This window comes from Cryobacterium ruanii, assembly GCF_004404055.1.
Taxonomy (GTDB): domain Bacteria; phylum Actinomycetota; class Actinomycetes; order Actinomycetales; family Microbacteriaceae; genus Cryobacterium; species Cryobacterium ruanii.
The window spans coordinates 16735-41949 of sequence record NZ_SOHK01000012.1 but is presented as its reverse complement, the minus strand read 5'-3'; the positions used below and the strand labels follow the sequence as shown (position 1 = coordinate 41949).

The window sequence follows — 25215 nt, the reverse complement described above, 5'->3', positions numbered from 1 at the left end:
TGTCGTCACAGCCCTTCTGTTGATAGGTTGCTCATCGGCATCGATCACGCCGGCGGTTCGAGACACAGTCGCGATCGCTCTCGTCGATAGCGGCCTCAAAGATGAAAACGTCGACTTTAGCTGTTTTCATGTTTTCGATACTGACGCCGACGACCAAGGGCACGGCACTTTAGTCGCATCGATCGCAGCAGGAATCGATGAGGATAGCTGTCCTGCGTGGGCCCATCGAGTCACTTGGATTAGTTACTCCGTCTTCACTGCAGGAACCGCGTCGGCGGAGGACGTTGCGGACGCTATAGAGCAAGCTATCCGGGACCAGGTGGACGTCATTAACGTCAGCATCGCGATCGGGACGGACACCCGGGCCTTACGTGACTCGGTGAAACGCGCCGTTGAATCGGGAATCGTGGTGGTCGCGGCTGCTGGAAACAACCAAGGGATGGGGGCGGGCTACCCCGCCCGATACCCGGGAGTTATTTCCGTCGGCTCATTAGATGCCGCGGGCCATCCATCAAGCTTCTCGGCTATTGACCATGTGAATTACTTCGCACCCGGTGAAGACATTCCCGCGGTCGACCGCACGGGGGCCCGGCAGCTTGTCACCGGGACGTCAGCGGCTGCAGCAATGACCTCGAATCAAATCTTGAAAAGCTTGCTCGGCGTAGCTAAACCCGATTCCACCCTGTCCGCACTGATCGCTCACCAATCAAAGGAAGACAATCAATGAAAAAGATCGCCATCGGAGTCGTAGCGGCGCTGCTGCTCTCTGGATTCGCTTACTCGCCCGCGTTCGCAGAGACCAGCTCTGCCCCGGTAGAAGCTTCAGGCAGCGGGATGGTTGACGAGGAAAAGCTTGAATCCGCTTTCAACGACGCAGGATTGACACTGGAAGACGTGGACGCCTCGCTCACTAAAATCTCAGTCGAGACGACATCGGATTTGGGATCTGGCGAACCTGTCACGGCGCTGACAACGTTGTCGTTTGAGGACAGTAGCGCTCTTTTTTCTCTAGGGAGCATCGACACCGACTACAACGCCAACTACTCCATCCAGATACAAGAGTTGAACGACGAAGCCACCTCGTTCACCATGACAGACCTGGCCACTGGTGAGACAGAATCATATGCCGATGACGTGGGCTATGCCGCCTTCGTGCCAGTACTGGTTCTGGGAATACCTATCGCTCTAGAGATCTTGAAAACACTCCTGGTGGCATCTGCAGTTGTCATCGTCGCTGGTGTTACGTGGATCGCAGCCACTAACGCAATCGATGCCCTCAATAAAAAGGGATCAAGCTACCAACATTTCCGCGCAATGATTCTAAACGGCAAACTCGTGCTTGCAAATGGTATGTCGCTTTCCGCGGCCATCACATGGGGCCGCGGGGGGAAAGACACGTGGTCTCGCAGCGAGGCCGGCGCGCTCGCAGTTGCGAAAGGAATCAAAAACGGCCTGGCCGTAGTCGGACCTGAGCGCGATTCGGGCGGTCGCGGAAAATTCGCACACTTCCACCCGAGCAACCGCACCCCCGCAATGCACGCCTTTTTCGGACTACCCAATTGATGGACAATCACGAAGCTGACGACCGTTCAGACCTCCTGGCACGGTGGAAGAAGACCAATCCTCAGCGATGGACAACGGACGCCGTTGAAGAACACTTGAAACAGGGTTTTTGTGCATATGAAATCCCGCTCGAGGCCATTACACGCACTGACTATTCGAACGATGGAGAAGTCCGCGAGGACTTGATCTACTCGCTCTACACGATCACTCATCCGGACGTCCTATCCCGCCTGTACAGCGCAGAAGAGAAGGAAATGAAAGATGTTGGTCCTGATACGTACGATGAAAGCTGGCGGGGACTCTTCCTTCAAGAAACTTCGGGCAGTGACACTGACGATCTTGGAACGGCGCCTCTTGGAGACGCGTCTTGGCTGGCATACAACCTTCTAAACACTCAACATTTGGTGGGCCAACGCACCTCCATCGTGCTCGAGCAAGAAGACGGCCTCGTCACTGGTGCCAAGGTTTATGGGATGTCTGACCACCTAACGACGTACATGACCGCGCTGACCGGATACAGAGAGACTGGAACAGAAACTGACCAAAATTACTACTCGATGAAAACTGGCGACGTAAACGACGAAGCCTTCGTCTACTACCTCGACTGCCTCGCGCGACACAGCTTCATCTAGCCCGATACGAACAACACCTGTCAGGCTGCGGATGCTGACCCACGGTGATGCGGCAGAATTATGCTAGCTGCCGCTATCACCCGTTGGTCAGCACCGTAGTCTGACTCGTCAGAGGAACCTGCCAAGAAGTCGCCCTTGATGTGCCTCGCCCGGAGGCCAAAAAGCGGCCTATTCGATCCTGCGATGTCCGCGATCGCATAGTGGCCACCGGCCGCAGCCAGTTAATCGAACACCCCCCTCACGACGGAAATATTTCTCGGCCCATAAGCACACTGTCGTGCCGGCGTAAACGCGACCGTGGCATCAACTGCGGTCGCGACAACTGCCCTGCCCTGGAAAACTCCGCCATTCCACGAAACGGCTGTCTCGAAACCCTAGGGATATAAGACGTCTCACGACCCCCCATTTTCGCCCTTGCAGATCGCCGGAATGTGGCGACACGGCGAGTCTTATAACTACGTCGCACAACCTCCTGTTGTAATTGCAGTCCACACCGTTAGTTACGAGACACCTCAGGAGAAATGTGACGAAGCTGATCGGCTACGCGCGCGTATCCACGCGCCAACAATCCACCGACCGGCAACAAGTGGATATCTTGGCCGCCGGCGTGCGGCGCGACGACCTGTACGTCGACCACGGGATCTCCGGCGCTCGAGCATCACGACCACACTTCGACCAGGCCCTCGATGCTCTCGAAGACGGTGACACTCTCGTCATCACGACCCTCGACCGGCTGGGCCGGTCAACGCAGAACATGCTCGCTTTTGCTGAAGAGCTTCGCGGCCGCGGTGCCGGCCTTCGCGTGCTGAACCTCGGCGGCGGCGACGTCGACACGGCGACACCGATGGGGTCCATGCTGTTCACGATCATGGCGGCGCTCGGGCAGATGGAACACGACATCAAACGAGAGCGTGTTGTCGACTCCATCAACAAACGCCGCGAAGCCGGCAAAGATCTTGGCGGCCGCCCGCGCCTCATCACCGACAGCCAAATCCGCAACGCCCGCCGACTCATCGACGGCGGAGAGACCGCAACAACAGTTGCCCGCGATCTCGGAATGTCTCGAGCAACTTTCTATCGCCGATCGCGGGCCTTGGACCTCGCCGGTGAGTTATCGGAGGCGTCCGAACGTGCCCCGTATCGCGTCCCTTCACCGGGCATTTTCTCAGACGGGTCTTACGGGACAATCGCTCTCTCGGCACTGTAGGGAACCGAATCTACGACGGTGATGCGACGGTGCCCCGGTCGCCGTCCCCCTTACGGACAGCGTTAGTGATGTTCGCTGACCGCCGATCGAGGTAGTTGTGGTCATGCGGATGTTTGAGGGTCTGGCTGAGAGGTCGAGCTAGGCTCGGGTATTGAGCCGGGGGATGTGTGCGCGCGATTCTAGAACCGTTCCATGTAGACGATGCGCGTGACCAGCCGCATCGGGGGAGACGTTCGGCCGGCCTGGTCGGCGTATTTGCCGCCCTCGTCTCTCTGCTCGCGTCGGGGGTGCCGTCGTATTGGAGCGACGAGGTCGCCACTCTCCGTGCGGCGCGGTTGAGCTGGGCGGAGTTGTTCGCCTTTCTTGGGCAGAAGGACGCGGTCCACACCGGGTACTACTCGGTCATGAAGGTGTGGGTGGGGGTGTTCGGGGAGTCGGAGTTTTCGACGAGGTCGCTGTCCGCCCTCGCGGTCGGCGCCGCGGCGGCCGGTATCGTCCTGTTGGTCGCCTCTGTCGGGGGCCCCCGTGTGGGCGTGGTGGCCGGGGTTCTCTTCGCGATCCTGCCTCGCACTACCTACATGGGTATCGAGGCGCGGTCTTTTGCGTTGAGTGCGGCGGTTGCCGTCTGGGCCACCCTCATTCTGCTGATCGCGGCCCGGCGACCGTCCTGGCCGTGGTGGACCTTCTACGCGCTGGCCGTCGTCACCGGAACGTACCTGTTCCTGTACTCGGTGCTGCTTCTGGCCGTGCACGCGGTCGTGCTTCTGCTGGATCATCGCACCCGCATGGTGATGACCAGGTGGGCAGTCGCAGCGCTCGTGGTGGTCGTCGCGTGTGTTCCGCTGCTGGTCGTCAGTGTGGGGCAGAAGGAGCAGATCGCGTGGCTCTCGGATCAGCCCGTGGTGAATGTGTGGACGATTCTGGTTGAGCCCGCCTTCGACAGTTCCTGGCTGGTCGCGGCGATCGCATGGGTCACGATCTTCGTCCTGGCGGTGCGCGGTCGCCGGGTCCTGGCCAGCCGAGACGGGGGCCTGCTGCGCTTGGCCGCCGTCTGGGTTGTTGTCCCGTTGGTGCTGCTCTTGGTCGCGGATGCGGTCATCGGTCCGCTCTACACGGCGAGGTATCTGTCGTTCACGGTCCCGGGGATGGCGATCCTTCTCGCGGTCGCGTTCACCCGCACACCCCGTACCGGGGTGACGTGGATCCTCGTCGGCGCGGTCGCGCTGGCCGGTCTTCCGACCTATCTTGCTCAGCGCGGGCCGGTCGGAAAGAACGGGGGCAGCGACCTGGCCCAGATCGCCGACTACATCGACACTCAGGCACTGCCCGGCGACGCCATCTACCTGCAGGACACCGGCAGTGTCACGCTCCGGCCACGGCAGGCCCTGTATGCGTATCCAGACCAGTTCGCGCACGTGCAGGACATCGCCTTCATTGCCCCGTTCACAACGACTGGGACCTTCTCCGATGTGACAGTCGCCTGGCCCGACATCCGCTCGCACCTGGCAGACGTGGACCGCATCTGGGTGGTTCAGGCCGGTACCTCGATGGTCGAAACCAACGACCTGCTGCTCCCTCTGGGATATGTCGAGCAGCAACCTCACCAGACCAACCGCTCAGTCATTGCCCTGTACGAGCTCCCGCCGATCTCAGACGGGGACGGCTGACACCGTTCGGGGATCTCCCGGGGGTCGCGTCGTGACCCGGTGGATCTTGTGGGAAAGAGCACGCTTCTCCACCAAGTGCCACGACAGTGCGGCGATGGCCGCGGTCGTCGCCGTCACGATGGCTATGTTCATCGACCAGGGCAGAATGCCGAACCAGTCGATGACGAGTTGCTGGACGAGGAACCCCCACAGGTAGAGGCCGTAGGAGAGGTCCCCGAATCGGGCGGCCCGGCGAACCCCCGGAGTCGACGCCCGTCCGGCCACAACGAGAACATACGGCAGCGCAAGCCAGGCCGCCGCGAGGGACACGGTGGGGGCGAGAAGCGTGATCGCGACCCACAGCGTCACGACCCCGATCGCCAGCCTGAGATTGAGCGATCTCGCCGGGGCGCGGCTCAGGAGAGCGCCGACGGCGAAGAACACCCACGTGGTCCCGGCCGGTCCCGCCCACGCCAGAGCGGGACTTGCGACGGGAACGAGGGCGAACGTGAGCGCGATCAGGCCGAAGACGAGGTAGCCCCAGGAGGACCGGGTGCGAAGAAGGAGGCCGATGACGGCCACGACTAGGTAGCAGACGAACTCGAGCCCGAGCGTCCAAAGCACCCCGTTTACCGCAGTCGACCGGTGCCCGGCATCGAAGACCCCGGGCAGCTCGTACTGGGCCGTCAGCACCAGGTTGAGCAGGTACTGGTAGACCATTTCGTCCCGGAAATACTGCGCCGGGGCCAACGAGCTGACAACCGGGCCGATCAGCACGACGGTGACCATGACCACGATCACGAGTGCGGGGAAGATCCGTAGAGTCCGGTTCACCAAGAACGGCACGAGGGCTGGATTGTGTGCCCAACTGGTCGCGATCAGGTAACCACTGATTGCGAAGAACGCGTACAGGCCCAGACTATGGATGGGAATCCCGAGGACCCGGGGGGCCGCGCCGAGGCCAGTCAGGGTGAAAGAATGGCCGACAATCACGGCCAGGGCGGACAACAGGCGCAGCGCGTCGAGGTTATTCGTGGGCCTGATAACCGCTCCCCACGATCGCCTGACGAGGCGCCCTGCCTCACCATCGAGTATGGCAGCGAGAATGGCTCGCCCCAGAAACGACTCCTGGCGATCCACCCGCACTGTCCATAGGGGGTTCCCTTTACGTGACGCTTTGTTCATCTGAGCCATGGCTAAGGCAGTTCAGCTATCCTCGCATCACAAGCAATGAATGGGGACGACATGGCTTCCACACGATCGATCAATACGGCAAGGCGATTGGTCGTTCTCAGTGCCGCGCTCATGGTGAGTGCGGTTGTGTCCGGCTGCTCAGTCTCGGACGTGTGCCCCACGATCGGGTGGGACAACACTGTCACCGTCGAGCTCGAAGGCACAACATCTAACGTCAGCAGCGTTGAGTTGTGCGTCGACGGCGAGTGTTCAGGCCCTGCCCCAAGTCAGCTATCACCAGACGAGTCCGTCGGGATCGATGAACTCTCGTGGGAAATCTCGACAGTAATGGCGACTCCAGAAAATGTCACTATTCGCGCACTATCACCAAGCAAAGAAGTCCTCGCCGAGAGGGATGTGACACTCAACTGGGTCCGCGTGGGCGGTACTGAACAATGTGGCGGACCTGCCGAGACCGACCCCATCACCCTCACTATCGCATCCTGAATTCTCTGAGCGTCCCGACTCTGACCGTCCCGTAGGGGGTTCGGCTTACGGAACGCTTGAAATGTCGATTCCTATAGGCCTAAGTTTTGTGACGCACCGATGGCGTGCGGGCTGAGCCACTCGAGGAGTGGCGCCTGGATGATCGCGGCAAGCTGCTCGTAGCCGGTAGCGTCCGGATGAAATCCGTCACCCTCGCGGACCTGACGTCGCCAGACCGAGTTAGCCACCGTGCTCTCAAAACACCCAAGATAGGGAATGCCCAGGCTGTTCGACTCTTTCTGCAGGGCGTCACTGAGGTCTGAGATTCGTTCGTTTTGGTAGTCATCGTCGACCGCGGGCGGTCCTATGAACATCAGTTCGGTCCGCCCACTGGCAATGTTAATGCTGCGAAGCGCGGCCACGCTGTCAGCGCGACTGACTCGGGTCGTTCCGTTTTCGAAAGATGTGTCGTTCACGCCATATGAGACAACGATCCGTGGGACCTCAGCCTGTCGGAGCCGCGGCGCGACCTCGCGGGCGAGCCGTTCGCAGATGAGAAGCGACGTGTCGCGTCGCACGCCGAGGTTATAAGTCGTCAGAGGCAGTCCCCGACGGTGGGATTCATTGGCGATTCGACCGACCCAGCCCAAGCCGGTTGAGTCGCCGAGCCCGGCGACAAAGGAGTCACCGACGAAGCAGACACGCACATCACGACTCGAAGTAGACATGACGTCAGTCTAGGAACTGGCGAAATGATCGCTTGCATATGTCGTGCAGTAGCGTCGGGAATACGCGCGTCTGAGCGTGGTCGAATGGGATGGATCCAACATGAGTAGTACTGTCCTCGTTTATACCGGGCGTATCGGGGATCACAATGACCGAGGGATGAAGGGCGGATTCAACTGGTCGTCGCAACACTCTGATCATGAAGGTATTCGATGGGGCGTCCCGCAGGTTGGATGAAGGAGTTGACGGGTAGGTCCCCGATGAAGTCGCCTGGTGCGCCGTCGCATCGGCGGGAGATCGAGCGAGCGTTCTGGGGCGAGGTCGCGCGCGGGCTCTCCAGCGAGAATGCGGCAACGGCCGTTGGCGTGTCGCCGGCAGTCGGCGCCCGGTGGTTCCGGCATCGTGGCGGTATGTCTCCCTTCACGCTTGCCCCACTGACCGGTCGCTATCTCTCCTTCGCTGAGCGTGAGGAAATCGCGTTGTGCAGGGTTCAGGGCACGAGTGTGCGTGGTATTGCCCGGGCGACGGGACGGTCTCCGTCGACGATCTCACGCGAGTTGCGCCGCAACGCTGCCACCCGCGGGGGAAAGCTGGAGTATCGGGCCTCTGTCGCGCAGTGGAAGTCAGAAATCGTGGCACAGCGACCGAAGACGGTGAAGCTTCTGACCAATGACCTGCTGCGCGATTACGTCCAGGACCGTCTCTCGGGAGCAGTCAAAGACGCCAACGGTGCGCCCATCACCGGACCGACGACACAGACCTGGAAGGGCCGCAACAAGCCCCACCGTCAAGACCGACGCTGGGCGACGGTGTGGAGCCCGGAACAGATCGCCGGTCGCCTCCGCATCGACTACCCCCACGATCTGTCGATGCGCATCTCCCACGAGGCGATCTACCAGGCGCTGTATGTGCAATCTCGGGGCGCACTCACCCGCGATCTTGTCGCCAATCTGCGAACAGGTCGGTCGTTGCGAGTTCCACGCTCCCGGGCACGGCATCGGCCGGGCGGCCACGTCACCGCCGACGTGATGATCGACAAACGACCAACGGAGGTCGCTGCACGAGAGGTCCCTGGGCATTGGGAGGGTGACCTCATTATCGGAACGGATGGGTCGGCGATCGGCACCCTCGTGGAACGCATGACCAAAGTCACCATGCTCATCCACCTGCCGGCGATGGAAGGTTACGGGGTGCAGCCGCGGGTTAAGAATGGCCCAGCGTTGGCTGGACATGGGGCCGAGGCCACGAGGAAGGCGCTGGTGATCCAGATGAGTACTCTCCCGGCAGCGATGCGCCGATCATTGACCTGGGATCGAGGCAAGGAACTGGCCCAGCACGTGGAATTCACCAAGGCGACCGGGATTGCTGTCTATTTCGCTGACGCCCACAGCCCGTGGCAACGACCATTGAATGAAAACACGAACGGACTGCTGCGCCAATACTTCCCCAAAGGCACCGACCTCGCACGATGGGGCACTAATGAACTCGACGCCGTTGCTTTGACGCTCAACAACCGGCCACGCAAAATCCTTGGCTGGAAAACCCCCACCGAGATCTGGGCAGAGCATTTATTATTGACCGAACAGGCCGGTGTTGCTTCGACCAGTTGAATCCGCCAAGGGTGCCGCCATCGTGGGAGCCGCCCTTGGCCGTTGGCTGGGGATTGAGCCGACTGTCCTCGGGCATCCCGAACCGGCAATTAACGGCAATTGGGACGTCGAGTTGGAAGCGGCATTGCCCGGGCTCCGGTCGTTGCAAGCGGCTCACGCTGCCGCCCTGAATTTGGGAGGCCATCCTGTGTTCGCGTGGCCGCGGTGCGCCGCAGCCATCGCCACTCTCCCCAACGTTGCCGCACAGCATCCTGACGCCGTCGTGGTGTGGTTTGATGCCCATGCCGATTTGAACACCCCGGAGAACACCACAACTGGTTACCTCGGTGGGCTGGCCTTGAGTGCGTCACTTGGCTGGTGGGACTCCGGACTTGGAGCTGGCCTCGACTCCCGAAACGTAGTTCTCGGAGGGACTCGCGATCTGGATCCAGCGGAGCAATCGCACGTCGACGATGGCACGATCTCCCTCGCGGCCGGACCTGACATGCTCACACAGCTCGATCGACTCATTTCGGACCGACCGATCTATTTCCATCTCGACTGCGATGTACTCGATCCCGGAATCATGCCAACCGACTACAGCGTGCCTCGTGGTCTAACGCTCGATGATCTCACTGCCGTCGCCACACGCCTCGCGCACAACCCTATTGTCGGCGTCGAAATTGGTGAATTCGAGGACCACGGCGATGCGGAGCTGGCCCGCTCTCAGGCAGAGCGCCTTGTCTCCGCACTGGCCCCGCTTCTGAGCACCAATCGTTGACGACCGATACGCCGTCCCGCAAGACGTTCCCCTGCGGAAGGGCGGAAACCAGGGGGTGGGTGGTACCCGCGGTCGGATGCGCGGATGCCACCTGTGTCAGTTCGTCTCTGCTTCCTCCGGAGGAGCGACTGGTGATACGACGGGAGGCAGCTCGATATCTGCAAGGATCCGGCCGACGGCACGCCACTTTTCTGCCGAGGCGGCATCGAGCGGGTGCTCAGGAGTGTCTTCCAGGTCTTTCAATTCCGGGCCCAGGATCGCGCTGGCGATCTTTGTGATGAGTTCGCGCAACGAGTCGGTACGCATATAAGCACCGATGTACTCGCCGTTGGGTACGGGCGCGAGTTGCGTCGTATAGGCGCTCACAAAATTGTCCGCCGCTTCAGCGCGTAGGTAGGGGCTCTCCAGAGTCTGGTACCAGCGGCGAAGGAAAACATCACAAGGCGCCTCGTCATGAAGGTGCCGTTCGTCGTCACGAAAAATACGGTTATAGATCTCATCCGGGTTGAGCTGGTTTGCGAGTTCGATCGCCTGATCCATATTTCCTTGGTAGATCAGGTCGGCAAGTTCAGGGCTCGTCTTTTGATCCATCCGTTGCTGAAGTTGCCTCCGAAATCGGCGTGGATGACAGTGGTCTGCCCATGCGGAGCCCAGGCGAAGTCGCCATTCCTCTCTGGCCTTGACGACGTCCGTAGTTACCGAGATGACCAATGCGGTGACGGCGATCACTTCAAGTGCGGTGGTGATGGGCGATCGTTTCATCTATTGCTCCCTCTTCAGGTATCGCAGCACAGCACTGCTGTGCTGGTCAGGCGCGACTTTCGTACCCGGAACCCTGCCGCAGGCCGCCGCGACAAGGGATACCTGAGCAACTGACTCCCGCGTAGCTATGAATATTTCTCTACGATGTGTCGGTTATCAGAATAGAGGGCTGCTCCTGGCGTAGCTGACTCGTTGACGTGCCCCATGGTGGTTCGGTTTGCGGGCGTTCGTGAGCGAGCCAGCCGCGCGTTGGCTCTCCCATACAGTGAGGGCATGTCCCAAAATGTTGTCTTGATCCGTTCTGCTGAGCTTTCCAATGTGGCTCAGTATGCCTACGCTGCAACAGCTCCCGCTGAGGCGCGCCTCATCTTTCTGGCCGGCGCCTGCCCGCTCAATCTCGATGGCAGCACCGCAGGAGTCGGAGACTACTCGGCGCAGGCCAGCAAGGCGATGGAAAACCTCGTTATTGCCCTGCACGCAGCGGGCGCCCGACTCGATGATGTCCTGAGCACACGAGTTCTCGTCGCCTCCTCTAATCAGAGCGACCTCGTCAAGACCTGGGCAGTCGTTCGCGAGGCCTTTGGAACGCACGACGTACCGAGCACGCTCCTAGGAGTCACCGTCCTCGGGTATACGGATCAGCTCGTCGAGATCGAAGCCGTCGCTGCTGTGATCGACTGACGAGGCCGTCCCGCAGGGGGTTGGCGCATTCGGACCTAGAGCGGGAAATGTCGATCGAGTGACCAGAGAGCCCAATCGCCGTGCGGATACTGCGCGCAGTGGTTCGGTTAGGCGCAGCTCTCCGGGCACGTTCGGCGTCGGACTTGGTGAGGGTAAGCCTAGACCCGTCTGCCCTGCCTCTAGGCTGTGACTGGGGGGCGCGAGCATCCGTTCTTGAAGAGTTTCTGCGGGCGAGAGTACGGGGCGAGTTATGGAATACATCGAAAGTCGCGTCATCAACGCATCGAGGGCGACGATTGCAAACATTCTCGCCGATATTCGCCGCCTGCCGGAGTGGAATCCCGCGATTCTTTCTGTCACAGCGATCGATCCCCGTGCGCTGGTTGGCAAGCCGTACCCGATTCGAGCCAAATTACCTGGTTCCCCCACGATCACCTACGAACATGTATCCACGGATTCTGTAGTCTGGCGTCTGGACGGACTGCAGGCGCATGAAACAGGCGCTTGGAATCTCGTTTCGGTTGGCGACCATAAGACTAAGGTGACCCACGCCATCACTCACAGCGGAGCAATCTTTCGCGTGCTCGCCGGCGCCTTTCGGACTGTGCCCGGTCTAAGGCTCGATCGTTTGCAGCGCCGAGCAGAATACGTTCACGAGCGCACCAGACCAGGGGACGTGAACGATCGTCCCGAAGTTTCGGGGTGATCGCTTCAATGGCCGCTGGCTTCTTCCAGGCGGCCCGCGTCAGAGTCTCTGGTCGAAGTAGTAATGACGCGGTGACGCACAGCATTGCGTCCTGTTCCACTGCCCACGATGAGCGACTGCGACACAGGTGACCGTCCCGTAGGGGGTTCGGCTTACGGGCGCCCTTCGTAAGTCTGATTGTCTATTCGTCTACGGGCGCCGAGCTGCGGCTTTTGTTGCAGCGGCGGAGACTCCGGACTGTGGGCGACGGTGTGCCACGGCACCCACTACGCAGTCCGTGGCGGGCGACGCCAGCCGGCCGAAGCGACTCATGTTCGTGCACCTGCGGACGGTCGCAGTAAGCTCAGCCCATGCTCTCAGCTCGTGATTGATAGGTCGCGCCCTTCCTCGGTAGCTTGACCCTTCTTTCACTGCGCCATTTTGCGCCCATGAGCTTGGAGCTTTGCCCGTGCCTTCCACACAGCATGCACGTTACGTCGACGTGCTCACAATGCCCGATGTCCCACTGACTTTTTTGAGCGCCTTGGTAGGACGCTCGGCCTACGCCCTCGTGATTCTCCCTCTCCTCTTCGCCGTGCAAGCCACTACCGGTTCAGTTGCTACCGCCGGGATCGCGGTCGCCGCATACGGCGTCACGGCCTCATTTCTGGCGCCCTTCCGCGCACGCCTCATCGATCGGCACGGACGACGACCGGTACTTCTGGTCCTCGCTGTGGCCTTCGGAGGGGTGCTAGCAACTCTCGCTGTCGGCGCCTTCGCGTCGTGGTCTGGCGCCACGATGGTGATACTCGCCGGGATCGCGGGGTCCGTCGCTCCGCCGCTGGGCCCGGCCATGCGAGTCGCGTGGTCAGAGCTAGCACGGGAGCCCGTCCTACTGCGGAAGGCACTCAGTTTCGATGCCGTAATTGAAGAGCTCCTCTATCTGGTCGGCCCAGCGGCCGCGGGTCTTGCGCTCATGGTCATCGAACCCGGCCTGGTTTTGCTGGTCCCGGCCGGCCTGGTCATTCTTGGCACCGTACTGTTCGTATTATCACCGGCCATACGGCGCGTGCCGCACATTAGGCCTGCCACTAGCACTTCGGTGGAGGGCTCCGCCGCTCGAGGGCGCACCTTGCTCGGAAACACTCATTTCATCGGGCTCCTCCTCCCGGCAGTGGTTGCGGGCCTCGTGTCCGGCAACCTGACGATCGCGATTCCTGCCGCTTTTCCAGGCACCGAGGGTGCGGCCGCGGCCGGGATTGTGCTCGGCCTGTTCGCCGGTGGCAGCGCGGTGGGAGGGCTGGTCTTTGGTGCGTTGCGGATACCCGGGCAAGCACGAGTGCAGGTCATCGCAATAGCATTTATCCTCGTGGTGCTCTCCACCGCCGTCGGCCTGACTAGCGACGCGGCGTGGATGACCGTGGCGGTTGTGGCCGCTGGGGTGTTCTTCTCGCCGGTGATGATCGTGGCTTATTTTGCTGCCAATGATTTCGGCGGAGAAAATCGCAAAACCGAATCGACAACCTGGGTCAATACCAGCCACAACATTGGTGCCGCGGCAGGAAGCGCTCTGGCCGGCATTGTGATCGAGGTCACCGGGGTCAACGAGTCGTTCCTCGCTGTGGGCGCAATAGCCTTGCTCCTTCTCGTGGTGGCATCCTTTCTGGCCTACCGCCGGGTCAAAGAATTCTCACGACAAGCCTGAATCACAAACTCTTGACCAGACTCATGATCTCTTTATGAGCGTCCCGCGGAGGATTCCCCCTGAGGTCGAATTGGCAGGTGCTCTCTCTGAGGTGCAGGGAGGAGAACGACCGCCAGCGAGCCAAACGCGCACGTCGATTTCGCCAGCACTTCCGCATTGGCGAGGAAGCGAGGCCTATGAGCCGGTGGGCGTGTCTTCGTTCGAAACGAGCACTTTGATGACGGATGCCAAGGCAAGGACCGTTCCGATTAGCAAGCTGCCCCAGCCAAGGAATTGCTCAACCAGAGTCGGAGAAGTACCCAGCTCATCGACGCGGATTCCCGTGTTCGTAAGGAAAATGGCCGCGCTCAACGCGATCAGAACTCCGACGATCAAACCAACGATTCTGCCTCTTCTACTGCGCATGTGATGATCCAATCAGTTTTGGCGACGCTATCGTCTCGAGCGAGTCGCGTTTTCTGCGCACTCAGGGTTCGGTGTAAGGGCGTACGTCGCAGGGCTTGGGTGCCAACCGGCCCTCCTGTCTTGTTCGGAAGGGTCAGATGAGGGTCTTGAGCATCTTCACCGAAGTTGTTTCGTACCCAAGTGAGTTGTAAAGCCCCTGGGCGCTGGTGTTGAATCCGAAGACGCTAAGGCCGAGAGAATTCGCACCGTGTGAGCGTGCGTATTCCTCGCCGAGGAGCATTGCCGCTTTGCCGAAACCCTGACCACGCTGGTCACGGTTGATGACAACGTCCCAGACCCACCACGCCCCTGGATCGGCGCTGACGTCCTGTCCGATCCACAGGTATCCCACTGCCGCACCCGCCTCGTTCATGACGTGAAAGACCTCATTGCCAGGGCTCGGAACACCCTCCGGGAATGAACGAGCCATGCTCTCGGCCGCTATACGTTGAGCTTCCTCGTGGGATCCACCCTGGGTAACCAAATCACCGACGTATTCGGCGCAACTGCGGTCCAACCACGACGGGAACTCGTTAGCGAGGATTCGCTGAAGTGTCAGAGTCATCTCTGAATTCTTCCAGACAAGAATCGACACCAGCGCCAGCCGAAGATTGCCCGAACAGGGTTCCCATGTGACACAGCATTGGTGCTCTCGACCGTTGGGCGGTTCGGCCCCAGATCTGCTCCGTTCGTCGTCCGGCTTGCGGGACGCGCAAAACGGATCACCTGACAGCACCATGCCTAAGCAGCTATGTCGTCAAACGCTCATTCATTTCGGGCGAAGGTCCCAGACCGAGGCTGACGAATAATTTTCCACGTTTGTGGGGTAAACCGGATACTGAGGCGCCTCGGCGCACGTTCGCTGAAAGTGCTGATCTTGGGTTGCAGGCTGGTAACGCTGATTTATCCACGGTGGAGAAATGCGAGGAGGACATTTCGCTCGATCTCGGGCGGTCTCAGTTAGGGCTTGGACATCGGTCAACAGCCTGTCACCGCGCACAGTGGCCTCAAGGTTCGGATTCGCTGCCGAAGGGATCGAACGGCAACAGCTTCGCTACAGAAGCGTGCGCTTACGCGCGCCGGTCAGCGTGGCTTTTCGTCGGTAGTGGGAATGACGACTACGCCAACGCCTAGGATCGTGTGGCAGTCGAATCCGGCGTTGTTCTCTTCCCGGTCGAGCTGCCAGTAGGCTCGGCCGAACCGGTCGCAAATGAGGCCGCCCACGTCGCCTGCGACCGTCGTATAGCGGATAGTGCCCTCGGCATCCGTCTCGGTTTCCCCCATCGCTCCCTTTGCCGGCCCGGTGTCGATGATCGGGTCGGGCGTTGGCGTGGGGATCGGGACTGTCGTTGGGCTCGCTGGCGGCATGGCCGGCGGAGCAGTGGTGGGGAAGGTGCAGCCTGCCAAGAGAAGGGCGCCAATCAGCGCGACCCCCGCGACGCTCAGCTGACGGAGCGACATCGTGCAGGATGAGAGGCGAGGCATAGCACTTTCGTGTCTTGAGTAGTCATCAGAATAAGCCGTGACCGCTACGCAACCACGTACTCTCAGCTTGCCAAAAGACGCCGAGCAGCGCGAGTCGGCTGTTCGGAGGACACGGCCTCGTCATCGTCTTAAACCGCGATGGCCTGAGCCAGTTGAACGCGCTTTAACTGCAGGTGGGTACGTGGGGCGTTCCCAAGTGCGCAGTCTTTCTGGAAGACATGCCTTCCGAACGCGCCCCGGAAACTTCCCTAGCCCCCAATCAACGCCTTGAACCCGTTCATATCCACGGCGTCTCGGACACGAGCCTGCACCTCTGCCTTCCAGCGTCACGAGGGAAGGAGCTCACCGCACAGGTGTGGGCGGAGCCACACCAGTACGAGGATTTCGGAACAGAGTTCATGATCTACGGACCCCGCACCGAGGAAGAACTCGGCATTGTTCTTAGCATCGTCGACGAAAGCTTGGTTTTCGCGCGCACCGGTAACTAAGAGAGCATCGCCGTCGCCGATACGTCCCCGTCGAAGTGGCCATCGGGCCAGACGGCCATCAGCGATGAACTCGAAGTTTCAGCGTCCCGCACGACGTTCCCCTACTGGTGTCGGCTCTCGAGGTCGTTTGCACGGAGCTTCACACCCGTCTATGCGGCAAGTCGTTGTCGTGGCAGCGGATCCGTCAGAGCACGGTGGGGCGCCGTCCGCCGCGCGAGTGGCTTCGTGTTGTGATGAATGCGCCCGTAGCGATGAACAGAGGAATACCTACGGCGGTGAGTGCAAGCTGCGCCCACGGCGGGGCGAAGGGCACGACAGCAGCAGCTTGGGAGGTCTCGAGAGAGAGGGCGGCGGCGGGCACAACACCGAAGACGACCCCGATGATCGAGCCGGTGCCGGCAAGGAGGATGCCGTGCCAAAAGGCGAACAGCCGTCGCAGCCGTGGTGGAGCGCCCATGGAGGTGAGAACATCATCGTCACGGCGCCCCTCGGCACGCGCCAGGCTGATCGCGATCGCGGAGGCACCCAAGGCAAGCACGCCGGCTGCAGCGACGAGGGCCCAGCCGGCAGCGCCAGCGAAGACCGGCGGGCCCGTCTCAATTTGGGCGACGAGCTGGCCGCTGCCAATGCCTTGAAGGGCCTGCTGGAGCGCATCTTTCTGATTGGTGGTGGGCGCGGACTGGAACTGCGCGAAGACGGCCGTGGGGCGGAAGGTGATCCCGAGCGATGTCGCGGTCGACGGTGTAATGAAGATGGGGAAGTCAACTGGATGCTTTGTCGATTGGACAACGGCGGGCACCTGGATGGTCTTGGTCACGTTCGATGTGTCGTTCGTGGACCAGTCGAACGTGGCGTGACCGTTTTGAACAAGGGATGAGTAGAGAGCCACGGCACCGCCGGACCGGAGCGAAGCCGCGGCTGCCGCGTTGACCGGCTGCCCGAGGATTGCGGAAAGATCGGATTCGGAGCCAACCCAGATCTTGTCGCCCGCGTAGCCGCCAACCGTTTCGAGGGCGGACGAGTAGCAGGTCGGGTCTTGAGTGCACGCCGTCGAGGCGAGCACCCGTGGCGTGGGCAGCGTGATGGTGGCCTCTGAACCGCTGTTGTTCAGGCGCAGGGGGCTCTCCGATGACGAGAGAGTGACGACGTTCGACGTCCCGAAGCTGGATCGCATGGCGTCTTTGACGGCTGGCGCAACGTTCTCCAGCACGTATGCAGAGGTGGTGGAGGAGCCGCCGTAGAGCGTGACCCGCGCAGAATCCACCGGAAGGCTGTAGCCGTATGTGGAAGTCGTGAGCTGTTGAGCACCGCCAAGCAGAGACATGGCGAACGCGGCGATGAACACGGTGGACATGATTGCTGACACGGTCGGGACGGAACGGGCGGTGTTGCGAGCAGCGTCGCGGGAGCCGAGGCGCGCTCCGGCGCCGAAACGGCTGACGAGACGAGCGCTCATCCGCAGGAGTAACGGCGCGATCAGAATCGCGCCGATCTGCATCGTAACGGGGCCGACAACGACCAAAGCGATTCCGGCTTGCAGAAGGGTGATGTTCTGCAGCCCGTGCACGGGTGTCGCGCCGGTCACGGTCATCACCCCGCCCACGATCGACACGACTGCGCCTACGGCGATCAGTACCCCGCCCAGCAGCGGGCGTCGGTGCGTGGGGATGACAGGGCGGCGAGCCCCGCGGAGAGCGCGTACGACGTCGGGCCGCGAGGCGGACCGTGCGGGAACGGCTGCGGCCGCCCAGCCGGCGAAGGTCGCAAGAACGACTATGCCGATGAGTGCAGCCAGGTCGACGTGGAAGCCAGGGAATCGGGTGGCCTGTCCTGCTGCGACGACACGGAGCGCGATCGCTGTGACGCCCAGGCCGGCTCCGACGCCGACAAGGCTGCCGATCAGGCCGAGTCCGACGCCGCCGAAAGTCATGACTCGGAAGATGGTTTTTCGGTCGGCTCCGACACTGGCCAAGACAGCTAACGCGACTTGCTGCTGGCTCGCGTTGACGGCGAAGGCCGCACCGGCCAGAAGGCACACCTCGAAGAGGGCGAAGCAGCCCAGCAGGGCGAGCATCGTGTAGATGAGGTAGTTCGGTGTAGCCGACGTGGCCCAGGGGGATGAGTCGGCTGTGGCTGGCGGATTCAGCACCAGGTCGCGAGAGTACACGACGCCGCCCTTTTGGTTGATCTCCTCCATGGTGGTCAGGTCGACGGTGCCGGTGGGGATATAAAACTCGGTTCCGCTGAGATCTACGGTCGGGGTGACGCCGTTGAACACGGAGGACATTCCATAGACGGCGTCCGCGTCAGTGGTGAGAGCAGCGCTCTGGAGGGTGCCGACGATGGTGAATGTTTTCGTTTCAGGCGCGGTGATGAGCAGCTGCCCGCCGATGTTCTCGCCAAGGCGAGTCAGGGCGCCCGGCGACACCATCACCTCCCTGTCGTTCTGGGGTGCGCGTCCATCGACGATGTCCCACTTACCCGTGAAGGCTGGGTTCCAAGGTTCACCTTGGACAGCGGGAATATAGCCGACTCCGTGGGCGGTCGTTGCCGTGACTGTTGTGTGCTGGATGGTCAGCAGTTTGTCGCCCGATGGGGCATACGTCGTTGGATCAAGCAGCGCAGCGCCCGCCTCGTAGCCCGTGGGTGTGCCGGTGTTGTCCGTGGATGACGCGGTTTGGCTTGGATCGGTCGGATCTTGGGTCAGGGTCTTGTCTGGCGGTGAGTAGGCGGTGATTTCGGCGACCGTCTGGCCGAGACGGAAGCGCACCTGTTCAGCGGGGGTGGCGTTATTGCTGGCCTCAAGGGTGGCGATGCCGGTCATCCCGAGGACGGGAATGGCGATTAGAGCGACAACGAGGACGCTCCGGCCGATGTTTTGCACGGCCATCCGCCGCGCCAGACGGAACGCGACGAGGACGCTGGCGCGGTTCCGGCCGGCGCCGGTTGCCACATTCATCGGATGGTCTCACCTAGGAGGTCGGACAGCGGCATCCGGGGGGCGTCCTCGAGCACCCGGCCGTCTTTGAGGAACACAATCCGGTCTGCCCAGGCCGCGTGGCGGGCATCGTGGGTGACCAAGATCCCGCCGGCTCCCGCGTCGATTCGTTCACGAAGCATCCGCAAAACCGATTCCCCGGTCGTGCTGTCCAGCGCGCCCGTGGGCTCGTCCGCCAGGATCAGGGAGCGTCCGCCGACGACGGCGCGGGCGATCGCGACGCGTTGCTGCTGCCCACCCGACAGGTCGGCCGGGTAGCGGTCTGCCCGATCGCCCAAACCGACAACTTGGAGGGCGTCCAGGGCGGGGCGGTGCGCGCGGCGCGAGGAAACACCGTCCAACTCGAGGGGCAGGCTGACGTTTTCCAACGCGGTCAGGGACGGGATGAGGTTGAAATCCTGGAAGATAAATCCCAGGCTACGGCGTCGCAGCGCTGCCAACCTCTTGGGGGCGAGAGTACTCAACCATTCGCCTTCCACAATGACTTCACCGCTGGTTGGTTGCGTGAGCCCACCGGCAACGGTGAGGAGGGTCGACTTTCCCGATCCGGACGCGCCCATGACGGCCACCAGTTCTCCACGACCCACGGTGAGGTCGATGCCGCTAAGAGCGGTCACGGCTGTTTCCCCGGTGCCGTACTGCATAGAAACGCCATCAAGTCGCAGCAAGTCTTCACCGTTCACAGTTTCACCGCCTTTGCCGGCCGGCCACGCCGTATCGGCTCGTCACTCAACGGCACCGGCTTCGCGACGCCCTGCACTGCGGCCCGCTCTAGACGAGCCTCCGAGTGATCGAGCCATCGAATTTCTGCCTCGGCCGCGAAAATCAAGGAGTCAACGACGAGAAGCCAAGCCATGTCCTCCGACGATTCCGGGTTGTTCGTAGTGCGCTTGGTTCGGGTGAGGTCCTGCAACGTGCGCAGAGTCGACGCGCGCTGCGTCTGGATAATCGCGGCTATATCGACACCTGGCAGCGTGACGGCGATCGCCAATTTGATAGCAAGCTCGTCGCGGGCCGCGCCGGATCGCACAACGGGCGAGCCGAGCCAGTGCTGAACCTCCACATGTCCCTCTGGAGTGATCCGGTAATGCACCTGCTCGTGGTCCTCGGCGCCCGTCCGCTCGATGAAGCCGTCGCGCTCGAGACGTTCGATAGTGGTGTAGATCTGGCCGACATTGACCGGCCACGTCGAGCCGGTGCGTCGGTCGAATTCGACGCGCAGCTGATAGGCGTAGCAGGGTCCCTGGTCGAGGATCGCGAGAAGACTTAGGCGGATGGACATGTCAACCTCCAGTGATTACTGGGTAAATATTTACACAGTAACTACGTGAGCGCTAGACATTGACGCGGTGAATATTTTTCCTGTGGCGTCAGGGGCTCCGGATCGATTCAGGACGCGCGTGCTGTCAGCCGCGGACTCGCCGTTGGAGACACGTGACGGTAAGGGCTGCCGGGAAATTCCGAACCCGCCGCAGAGTTCTCCCAGGCTCGATCCGGAGCCTCAACCATTCCGAATCCAAACCCGGTGTGTACCAACGGACCCGCATCGTCGGCCAGGCGCTGGTTTCAACCCACTAATCGGCCAGAGTTACGCGAACACTGCCAACCCTGTCGCACTGCACAGCCTCACTGTCCCGTAGGGGGTTCGGCTAGCGGGCACTCAAACCCATGCTCGACCTGTGTCATTTATACGTTCGATTACGTGACAACACGATCGTAACCTCAATGGGTGCAGAAATTGTCAGGTAACCAGTCATTTAATCTACGTGCGACAAAGAGTGAGGCATTTTGATTGTGTGATGATGGGAAAACCCGTCCAGCGCGCGTGTTCTCGGCCCTGGTGCGACACGTCCAGACTGTAACTTTCTGATTTTTCTGGCAGGGTTCTCTTTTTCCTTCGAGTGGCCGGATTAGCCGACTCCGACGACGAGCGTGCTTTGCGCGGCTATCGCACCGATATGAACGTCAACGGGACGCCCTTCGTTTCGCCGGTGGTTGCCGCTGTGGCGAAGTCATCGACGGTCAGCCACGGCCCGACGAATGGCGCTTTTCCAGGGTCATCGACCATGACGTCAAATTTAAAGAATGCGTTCCCGCGGGGCTGATAGCTGCCAATGTTGTAGCCGGTGGTAGCGATGCCGTCTATCGTTTTCCTGTATTTTCCGCCCGTTGTTTCGTTCGCAATTTCTGAGGACTCGCGCACATACCGGAACCCTTCGGGAAGTCTGACTCGCAACCCGACCTTGTCCTGCTGGGTCGTTCCCTGATTCTGATACGTCACTCTGACCTGAACCACATCGCCAGCACTCACCTCGACGTTGTCCATATAGGCCGCGTCCGTTCCCTTCTGGCGGGCTTCGACTATGACGTCGAAGTCCGGCTGGTCGACGCGAAACCTGAATGTCACAAACCCCTCGCACTCCGGGGCAGGGCCGAGTTTGCCATCAAGGGCGTCACACCCGAGAAGGACGCCCCCAACGAAGATGTCGTCGCTGAGTGGGGTCCCGTTAACGGGACCGCCTGAGTGAATAGTCGCCGACCCTTGAACATACCGGAGGGCGTATTGATCCGCAGGTGAGTCGAAGAGCACGGTGAACCCGTCCCACACCTCAGAGGGAGCGGCGTTGCTTGAGGAAATTATTCCCCGCGCACCGGCTGCACCGGTCGCCACGCCAGGCATCTGGATTCGGATGTGCGTATCGTTCGCAATCGATCCTGGGGAATCCGGGCTTGCGTCGTTGGCAAAATGGAACACGCCGACATAGACCAACCCAGGTCGAACAATCATCTGGTCCCCATACTCGCTATTGGCTTCATCCAGTCCTCTGACCTGCGCGAAGTTGCGTTCGTCACCGCGTACGGGGTTGTCCAACATTGCGTTGATCGTGACGACCGAGTTCCGCGAAAGCGACGACACCGTGTCACGACTCGGACCCCACTCGGCCGGCGAAAACGTCGTAGTGGGCTGGGGGTCGGGGATCTGAACTACCACGCCTCCATGGGCGCTTGAGGGAGGGATGCTGGCCGCATTGTTGCCACCGCCCGTGTCCCCGACAGAAGCGATGAAGCCCCAGGCCGCAAATCCGAACACCAAGCCGATCAACGCGATCAAGAACCCCGAACGGTGACGAAACGTGTCCCGGAACCTTAGCGATCCAGTCGTAGTGAAGACACTCTGCTGATGACGCCTCCAGAGGTACGAAACTGTTCCAGCCATGGCCGCGGTCAGCAGACCGATGAAGAAGCTCAAGAAAATCTGGCTCGAGGTCACAGTTGGAGACTAGCGGACAGGCAGGCGAGACGCGCGAAATAGCCGGGTACTTCAAATGGGAACTTGAGATGTCCGGCGAACGGGTCGAAGCCTAGCAAACGGATCTTCAGTGATCCGCGGCATGGGGACCAACGGACCCGCGCCACAGCCGAGGCCACGAGCAACTCCGTTAAGGTCCGCGGGTGATGCGCCCCATAGATGGCCGCACCTTTCGCCGGCTGGTTTGCTGCCACGCCCTTGACAAGGGTCTAAGGCGATTGGGTGTTGGTGTCAAGAAAACCGGGATTGGATCCCAATCTGACACGGGCAGGCCTGGATCCCTGACGTCCGTTTTGGGTACACCCCAGCTAGGCACCCTGCTCCCCGACACTGTTTGGCCCCAGATTTCCTGCTTGACTGGGGCCGGGGATTTGGACCGCAGCACCATGTGCAGGCCGCGTTGGTAGGTTTTCAACTCGTCAAACACCGTCTCAATCTCCCACCGTTCGGAGTACACGGTCGCGAGTTCCTCGGCCGAGGCCTCAGCCGGATCCAGGATCGTGGTCAGTAGCCGGTAGGGATCAGGATTGTCGCGTCCGTCGTCGATCGTGTAGTCCACGACCCGAACCGTCACCGGTGTCGTCGACTGCCGCCGCGTGCCGGAGGTCGGGATGATCGTCGCTAGCCAGGACCCGTCAGCGAGGGCCTCCTGGTACCGATGGCGGAGGTTCGTCTTGACCCGACCTGTAGCCCGTCGGCAAGAATGATTGTCATTCTTTTTGCAGCGATAACTGCGTTTCCCTCACAAGGTCGTCCAATCGAGATGTCAATGTACGTGTGTCTCCACTTGAGGCCAGGACGATCTTGCCGGATCGGATCGGATCGCATCGCATCGGCGCGTGGGGCAGTGATCCCTATTCGATATTGATTCCACAACGTGCGGTCCAACGCTGCGTCCATCGAAACGGTCCTCGGCGTCTCGTCGGTCTAGTTCAGGCCGAAAACAGGGCGAGCAACATGACGGCCTCACGCAGGGTAGAGACCGGCCGTGAGGTGGGCCTTGCCCTGTCTTCTAGCACACTGGTCGGGCCGTCAGCGAGGATTGCGCGGGAACGAACGACTCGGTTTGAATGACGTGCAGCTTCATCAGATTGTGGCAAGCGGCGGCCAAGTGTCACTCGTGGGCGGCTCGCTTCAACCCGCGCAGAAGCACGAATCTTCCTTAGCGTGTGTGGACCTGACCGAACACGGGCTTCGCGATTGCTTAGCATCGCGCGTAAACCGCTTCCTTATTCATCTTCAGTTTCCGAGTGAATTGAGTCGTTCTACTCGGAGTGTGATCAACGGAGCTCGGCCATGGTGGCGAGACTCGGCAACAGGTGAGTGTGCTCCTCCTCGCCGAGTCGCGTGACATCATGCGCCCCCGTCAGTACGCCCACGACGTAACCGGCGCCGGCATTCGTTCCAGCGCGCAGGTCGTTGACGGTGTCGCCGGCAACAAGCACCCGTCGGACATCGGTTACCCCGGTGGCCTCCATTGTGCGGAAGATCATGTATGGAGCTGGACGCGATTCGGCGACGTCGTCGGCGGTCACCAGCGCATCCACTGCATCGAGTTCCCATCTCGCGGAACGCATGAGAGATTCGGCGATGTCTCGTGTATAGCCGGTCTGGAGGGCGACCTTCACACCGCGGGATCGCAGTTCAGCGACAGACTCACGCACACCGGGGAAAAGCGTCGGAGGTTCGGACTCGTATCGGGCGGCCAGCGCCACCAGGAAATGGGCGTATAGGGCGTCTGCATCTACGCCGTCAATGCCAAGTTCGTCGAGCACGCCGACGATTGCGGTGCGCTTCGACGTTCCGTTCCAGCGTGAAATTACGGAATCGTCAATCGCACGGCCAATTGCAGATTCGAGTTGCTCGCGCATCACTCGATAAACGATTCCGCCCTCATTAATGGTGGTGCCGGCCATGTCGAGAGACGCAAGTTGAAATGTCATGTGAAGCTTTCTGGTTGGGGTGCAGACGGATTTAAGCGTTGGCCACTGTATGGGTGGTGCGGGCGACGATTGGGGTCGGACGATTCTCATTTCTTGAGTTATAGATCAGGAGGGACGCATGATCGGACCGGTAGCGATCGTCGGAGGTCTCCAGAATCAGCCCTCGACGCGAACGCGTGACGCGGCGCACGCGCAAAAGAGGGGCGCCGGTCTCCACGCCCAGAAGTTCTGCATCGAGCGGCGCCGCGGGAACGGCATCCACGACGTGGGTGCCCTCGTCAAGTTCCGCGCCGTTATCGATGAGGTACTCGTAGATCGAGCCACTGTCTGTGTCGAAGGTGAGTAGCGCTTTACCGATTGAGTCATGGAAGGCCGAGCGTTCAATCATGGTCGGGATGCCGTCGATCAGCCGCAAGCGCACGATCTCGACGACAAATTCGCCGTCGGCCAGTCCCATTCGCGCCACGAGCGCAGGGGCGGCGCGGCGGCGCGCGATCTCAAAGGTCCGTTGACCGGGCACCTTCCCTTGTGCACGCACCCAGGACGAGAACGAAAAGAAATCGTCGATGGACTGGGCCAATGGTTGAGCTCGTACCCGCGGTGGACGACCCTGTGTGGTTTCGATCAAACCTTCGCTTCGAAGAGTTGCCAGAGCCTGCCGAATCGGACCGCGCGAGACCCCAAACCGGGACTGCAGGTCCGATTCGGAGGGTAGGTCATCGCCGACCGCAAGCGAACCGGATTCAATCTGTCCACGTAGCTGTGCGGCAATACGGCCATGTTTTGCGAAAAGAGCGATGGAGTCTGCCGTCATTCGATCAGTATATACAAGTGGGTTGGGGTCCAGCCGCCTATGTCCCCGATTTCATCAAGTGTTTTGCAAGTGAACTGCAAATGAACAGTTCTTGGCC

General features: G+C 61.0%; 22 protein-coding genes and 3 pseudogenes. 11 read left to right on the top strand and 14 right to left on the bottom strand.

The window, feature by feature from the left end; all coding sequences use genetic code 11:
* Nucleotides 1–19: 19 nt before the first annotated feature.
* From E3T47_RS07340 to E3T47_RS07320, 5 genes and pseudogenes are all read left to right on the top strand, one after another.
* Nucleotides 20–727, top strand: coding sequence for a S8 family peptidase (locus E3T47_RS07340; protein ID WP_166805649.1), 708 nt, complete (start codon nucleotides 20–22; stop codon nucleotides 725–727).
* Entirely contained in the window at nucleotides 724–1563 is an 840-nt protein-coding gene (locus E3T47_RS07335) for a hypothetical protein (RefSeq protein ID WP_104082778.1), read from the top strand. The genes E3T47_RS07340 and E3T47_RS07335 overlap by 4 nt, the downstream gene beginning before the upstream one ends.
* Nucleotides 1563–2195 (top strand): hypothetical protein, encoded by a 633-nt coding sequence (locus E3T47_RS07330; RefSeq protein ID WP_092452073.1) that lies wholly within the window; start codon nucleotides 1563–1565, stop codon nucleotides 2193–2195. Before E3T47_RS07335 ends, E3T47_RS07330 begins: the two co-directional genes overlap by 1 nt.
* Nucleotides 2196–2718: 523 nt before the next feature.
* Nucleotides 2719–3291: pseudogene (locus E3T47_RS07325) on the top strand (recombinase family protein); the annotation flags it as partial.
* Between the two features lie 278 nt (nucleotides 3292–3569).
* A complete protein-coding gene (locus tag E3T47_RS07320; protein WP_134555455.1) occupies nucleotides 3570–5069 on the top strand; it encodes a glycosyltransferase family 39 protein in 1500 nt (499 codons plus the stop codon).
* Here E3T47_RS07320 and E3T47_RS07315 read toward each other — a convergent pair.
* Both E3T47_RS07315 and E3T47_RS07310 read right to left on the bottom strand, forming a co-directional pair.
* Nucleotides 5052–6188, bottom strand: coding sequence for an acyltransferase family protein (locus E3T47_RS07315; RefSeq protein ID WP_166784249.1), 1137 nt, complete (start codon nucleotides 6186–6188; stop codon nucleotides 5052–5054). The two genes, E3T47_RS07320 and E3T47_RS07315, sit on opposite strands and share 18 nt — an antisense overlap.
* A 611-nt stretch (nucleotides 6189–6799) precedes the next feature.
* A complete protein-coding gene (locus tag E3T47_RS07310; protein ID WP_134555453.1) occupies nucleotides 6800–7435 on the bottom strand; it encodes a GDSL-type esterase/lipase family protein in 636 nt (211 codons plus the stop codon).
* Between the two features lie 231 nt (nucleotides 7436–7666).
* On the opposite strand from E3T47_RS07310, the gene E3T47_RS07305 reads away from it, so the two are divergent.
* Nucleotides 7667–9043, top strand: coding sequence for an IS30 family transposase (locus tag E3T47_RS07305; RefSeq protein ID WP_134555452.1), 1377 nt, complete (start codon nucleotides 7667–7669; stop codon nucleotides 9041–9043).
* Nucleotides 9024–9803, top strand: a complete 780-nt coding sequence (locus E3T47_RS07300; protein ID WP_134555451.1) for an arginase family protein — start codon at nucleotides 9024–9026, stop codon at nucleotides 9801–9803. Before E3T47_RS07305 ends, E3T47_RS07300 begins: the two co-directional genes overlap by 20 nt.
* A 96-nt stretch (nucleotides 9804–9899) precedes the next feature.
* On the opposite strand, the gene E3T47_RS07295 is transcribed toward E3T47_RS07300, so the two are convergent.
* Nucleotides 9900–10565, bottom strand: a complete 666-nt coding sequence (locus E3T47_RS07295) for a hypothetical protein (protein ID WP_134555450.1) — start codon at nucleotides 10563–10565, stop codon at nucleotides 9900–9902.
* A 273-nt stretch (nucleotides 10566–10838) separates the two neighbouring features.
* Between E3T47_RS07295 and E3T47_RS07290 the strand changes: the two genes are divergently transcribed.
* The 3 genes from E3T47_RS07290 (at nucleotide 10839) to E3T47_RS07280 (ending at nucleotide 13636) form a co-directional block, all read left to right on the top strand.
* A complete protein-coding gene (locus E3T47_RS07290) occupies nucleotides 10839–11246 on the top strand; it encodes a RidA family protein (RefSeq protein ID WP_134555449.1) in 408 nt (135 codons plus the stop codon).
* 250 nt (nucleotides 11247–11496) lie between these two features.
* Nucleotides 11497–11952, top strand: coding sequence for an SRPBCC family protein (locus E3T47_RS07285; RefSeq protein ID WP_134555448.1), 456 nt, complete (start codon nucleotides 11497–11499; stop codon nucleotides 11950–11952).
* 448 nt (nucleotides 11953–12400) lie between these two features.
* Nucleotides 12401–13636: an MFS transporter gene (locus E3T47_RS07280; RefSeq protein WP_134555447.1), complete on the top strand. Its 1236-nt coding sequence runs from the start codon at nucleotides 12401–12403 to the stop codon at nucleotides 13634–13636.
* A gap of 174 nt (nucleotides 13637–13810) precedes the next feature.
* Here the strand turns inward: E3T47_RS07280 and E3T47_RS07275 are convergent, their stop codons facing one another.
* The 3 genes from E3T47_RS07275 to E3T47_RS07265 all read right to left on the bottom strand — a co-directional run bounded on the left by E3T47_RS07275 (nucleotide 13811) and on the right by E3T47_RS07265 (nucleotide 15565).
* The gene (locus E3T47_RS07275; protein ID WP_134555446.1) at nucleotides 13811–14041 is read right to left on the bottom strand and encodes a hypothetical protein; all 231 of its coding nucleotides are present in this window, start codon (nucleotides 14039–14041) and stop codon (nucleotides 13811–13813) included.
* A 133-nt stretch (nucleotides 14042–14174) separates the two neighbouring features.
* Nucleotides 14175–14645, bottom strand: coding sequence for a GNAT family N-acetyltransferase (locus E3T47_RS07270; RefSeq protein WP_134555445.1), 471 nt, complete (start codon nucleotides 14643–14645; stop codon nucleotides 14175–14177).
* A 518-nt stretch (nucleotides 14646–15163) separates the two neighbouring features.
* Nucleotides 15164–15565 carry a hypothetical protein gene (locus tag E3T47_RS07265; protein ID WP_134553983.1) on the bottom strand — a complete coding sequence of 134 codons (402 nt, stop codon included), beginning with the start codon at nucleotides 15563–15565 and terminating at the stop codon, nucleotides 15164–15166.
* Between the two features lie 218 nt (nucleotides 15566–15783).
* On the opposite strand from E3T47_RS07265, the gene E3T47_RS07260 reads away from it, so the two are divergent.
* Nucleotides 15784–16053 carry a luciferase domain-containing protein gene (locus E3T47_RS07260; RefSeq protein ID WP_134548907.1) on the top strand — a complete coding sequence of 90 codons (270 nt, stop codon included), beginning with the start codon at nucleotides 15784–15786 and terminating at the stop codon, nucleotides 16051–16053.
* 184 nt (nucleotides 16054–16237) lie between these two features.
* On the opposite strand, the gene E3T47_RS07255 is transcribed toward E3T47_RS07260, so the two are convergent.
* From E3T47_RS07255 to E3T47_RS16340, 8 genes and pseudogenes are all read right to left on the bottom strand, one after another.
* On the bottom strand, nucleotides 16238–19012 hold the full coding sequence (locus E3T47_RS07255; RefSeq protein ID WP_134551456.1) for an ABC transporter permease family protein: 2775 nt from the start codon (nucleotides 19010–19012) through the stop codon (nucleotides 16238–16240).
* On the bottom strand, nucleotides 19009–19695 hold the full coding sequence (locus E3T47_RS07250; protein ID WP_104134115.1) for an ABC transporter ATP-binding protein: 687 nt from the start codon (nucleotides 19693–19695) through the stop codon (nucleotides 19009–19011). The genes E3T47_RS07255 and E3T47_RS07250 overlap by 4 nt, the downstream gene beginning before the upstream one ends.
* 35 nt (nucleotides 19696–19730) lie before the next feature.
* On the bottom strand, nucleotides 19731–20333 hold the full coding sequence (locus E3T47_RS07245; RefSeq protein WP_134551457.1) for a PadR family transcriptional regulator: 603 nt from the start codon (nucleotides 20331–20333) through the stop codon (nucleotides 19731–19733).
* 663 nt (nucleotides 20334–20996) lie between these two features.
* Nucleotides 20997–22322, bottom strand: coding sequence for a hypothetical protein (locus E3T47_RS07240; protein WP_134555444.1), 1326 nt, complete (start codon nucleotides 22320–22322; stop codon nucleotides 20997–20999).
* A 169-nt stretch (nucleotides 22323–22491) separates the two neighbouring features.
* Nucleotides 22492–22998 (bottom strand): annotated as a pseudogene (locus tag E3T47_RS16775) (transposase); the annotation flags it as partial.
* Nucleotides 22999–23641: 643 nt separating this feature from the next.
* Nucleotides 23642–24304, bottom strand: a complete 663-nt coding sequence (locus E3T47_RS07230; protein WP_134551461.1) for a phosphonatase-like hydrolase — start codon at nucleotides 24302–24304, stop codon at nucleotides 23642–23644.
* 31 nt (nucleotides 24305–24335) lie between these two features.
* Nucleotides 24336–24884 (bottom strand): GntR family transcriptional regulator, encoded by a 549-nt coding sequence (locus tag E3T47_RS07225; protein ID WP_241982087.1) that lies wholly within the window; start codon nucleotides 24882–24884, stop codon nucleotides 24336–24338.
* Nucleotides 24885–24914: 30 nt separating this feature from the next.
* Nucleotides 24915–25118 (bottom strand): annotated as a pseudogene (locus E3T47_RS16340) (winged helix-turn-helix domain-containing protein); the annotation flags it as partial.
* Between the last annotated feature and the right edge of the window lie 97 nt (nucleotides 25119–25215).

Bases quoted from the DNA above. Each gene is read 5' to 3' on its own strand.
- E3T47_RS07335 (WP_104082778.1), top strand. From the start codon at position 724: ATGAAAAAGATCGCCATCGGAGTCGTAGCGGCGCTGCTGCTCTCTGGA.
- E3T47_RS07330 (WP_092452073.1), top strand. From the start codon at position 1,563: ATGGACAATCACGAAGCTGACGACCGTTCAGACCTCCTGGCACGGTGG.
- E3T47_RS07310 (WP_134555453.1), bottom strand. From the start codon at position 7,435: ATGTCTACTTCGAGTCGTGATGTGCGTGTCTGCTTCGTCGGTGACTCC.
- E3T47_RS07305 (WP_134555452.1), top strand. From the start codon at position 7,667: ATGAAGGAGTTGACGGGTAGGTCCCCGATGAAGTCGCCTGGTGCGCCG.
- E3T47_RS07295 (WP_134555450.1), bottom strand. From the start codon at position 10,565: ATGAAACGATCGCCCATCACCACCGCACTTGAAGTGATCGCCGTCACC.
- E3T47_RS07290 (WP_134555449.1), top strand. From the start codon at position 10,839: ATGTCCCAAAATGTTGTCTTGATCCGTTCTGCTGAGCTTTCCAATGTG.
- E3T47_RS07285 (WP_134555448.1), top strand. From the start codon at position 11,497: ATGGAATACATCGAAAGTCGCGTCATCAACGCATCGAGGGCGACGATT.
- E3T47_RS07275 (WP_134555446.1), bottom strand. From the start codon at position 14,041: ATGCGCAGTAGAAGAGGCAGAATCGTTGGTTTGATCGTCGGAGTTCTG.
- E3T47_RS07270 (WP_134555445.1), bottom strand. From the start codon at position 14,645: ATGACTCTGACACTTCAGCGAATCCTCGCTAACGAGTTCCCGTCGTGG.
- E3T47_RS07265 (WP_134553983.1), bottom strand. From the start codon at position 15,565: ATGCCTCGCCTCTCATCCTGCACGATGTCGCTCCGTCAGCTGAGCGTC.
- E3T47_RS07260 (WP_134548907.1), top strand. From the start codon at position 15,784: ATGCCTTCCGAACGCGCCCCGGAAACTTCCCTAGCCCCCAATCAACGC.
- E3T47_RS07255 (WP_134551456.1), bottom strand. From the start codon at position 19,012: ATGAATGTGGCAACCGGCGCCGGCCGGAACCGCGCCAGCGTCCTCGTC.
- E3T47_RS07250 (WP_104134115.1), bottom strand. From the start codon at position 19,695: ATGCAGTACGGCACCGGGGAAACAGCCGTGACCGCTCTTAGCGGCATC.
- E3T47_RS07245 (WP_134551457.1), bottom strand. From the start codon at position 20,333: ATGTCCATCCGCCTAAGTCTTCTCGCGATCCTCGACCAGGGACCCTGC.
- E3T47_RS07230 (WP_134551461.1), bottom strand. From the start codon at position 24,304: ATGACATTTCAACTTGCGTCTCTCGACATGGCCGGCACCACCATTAAT.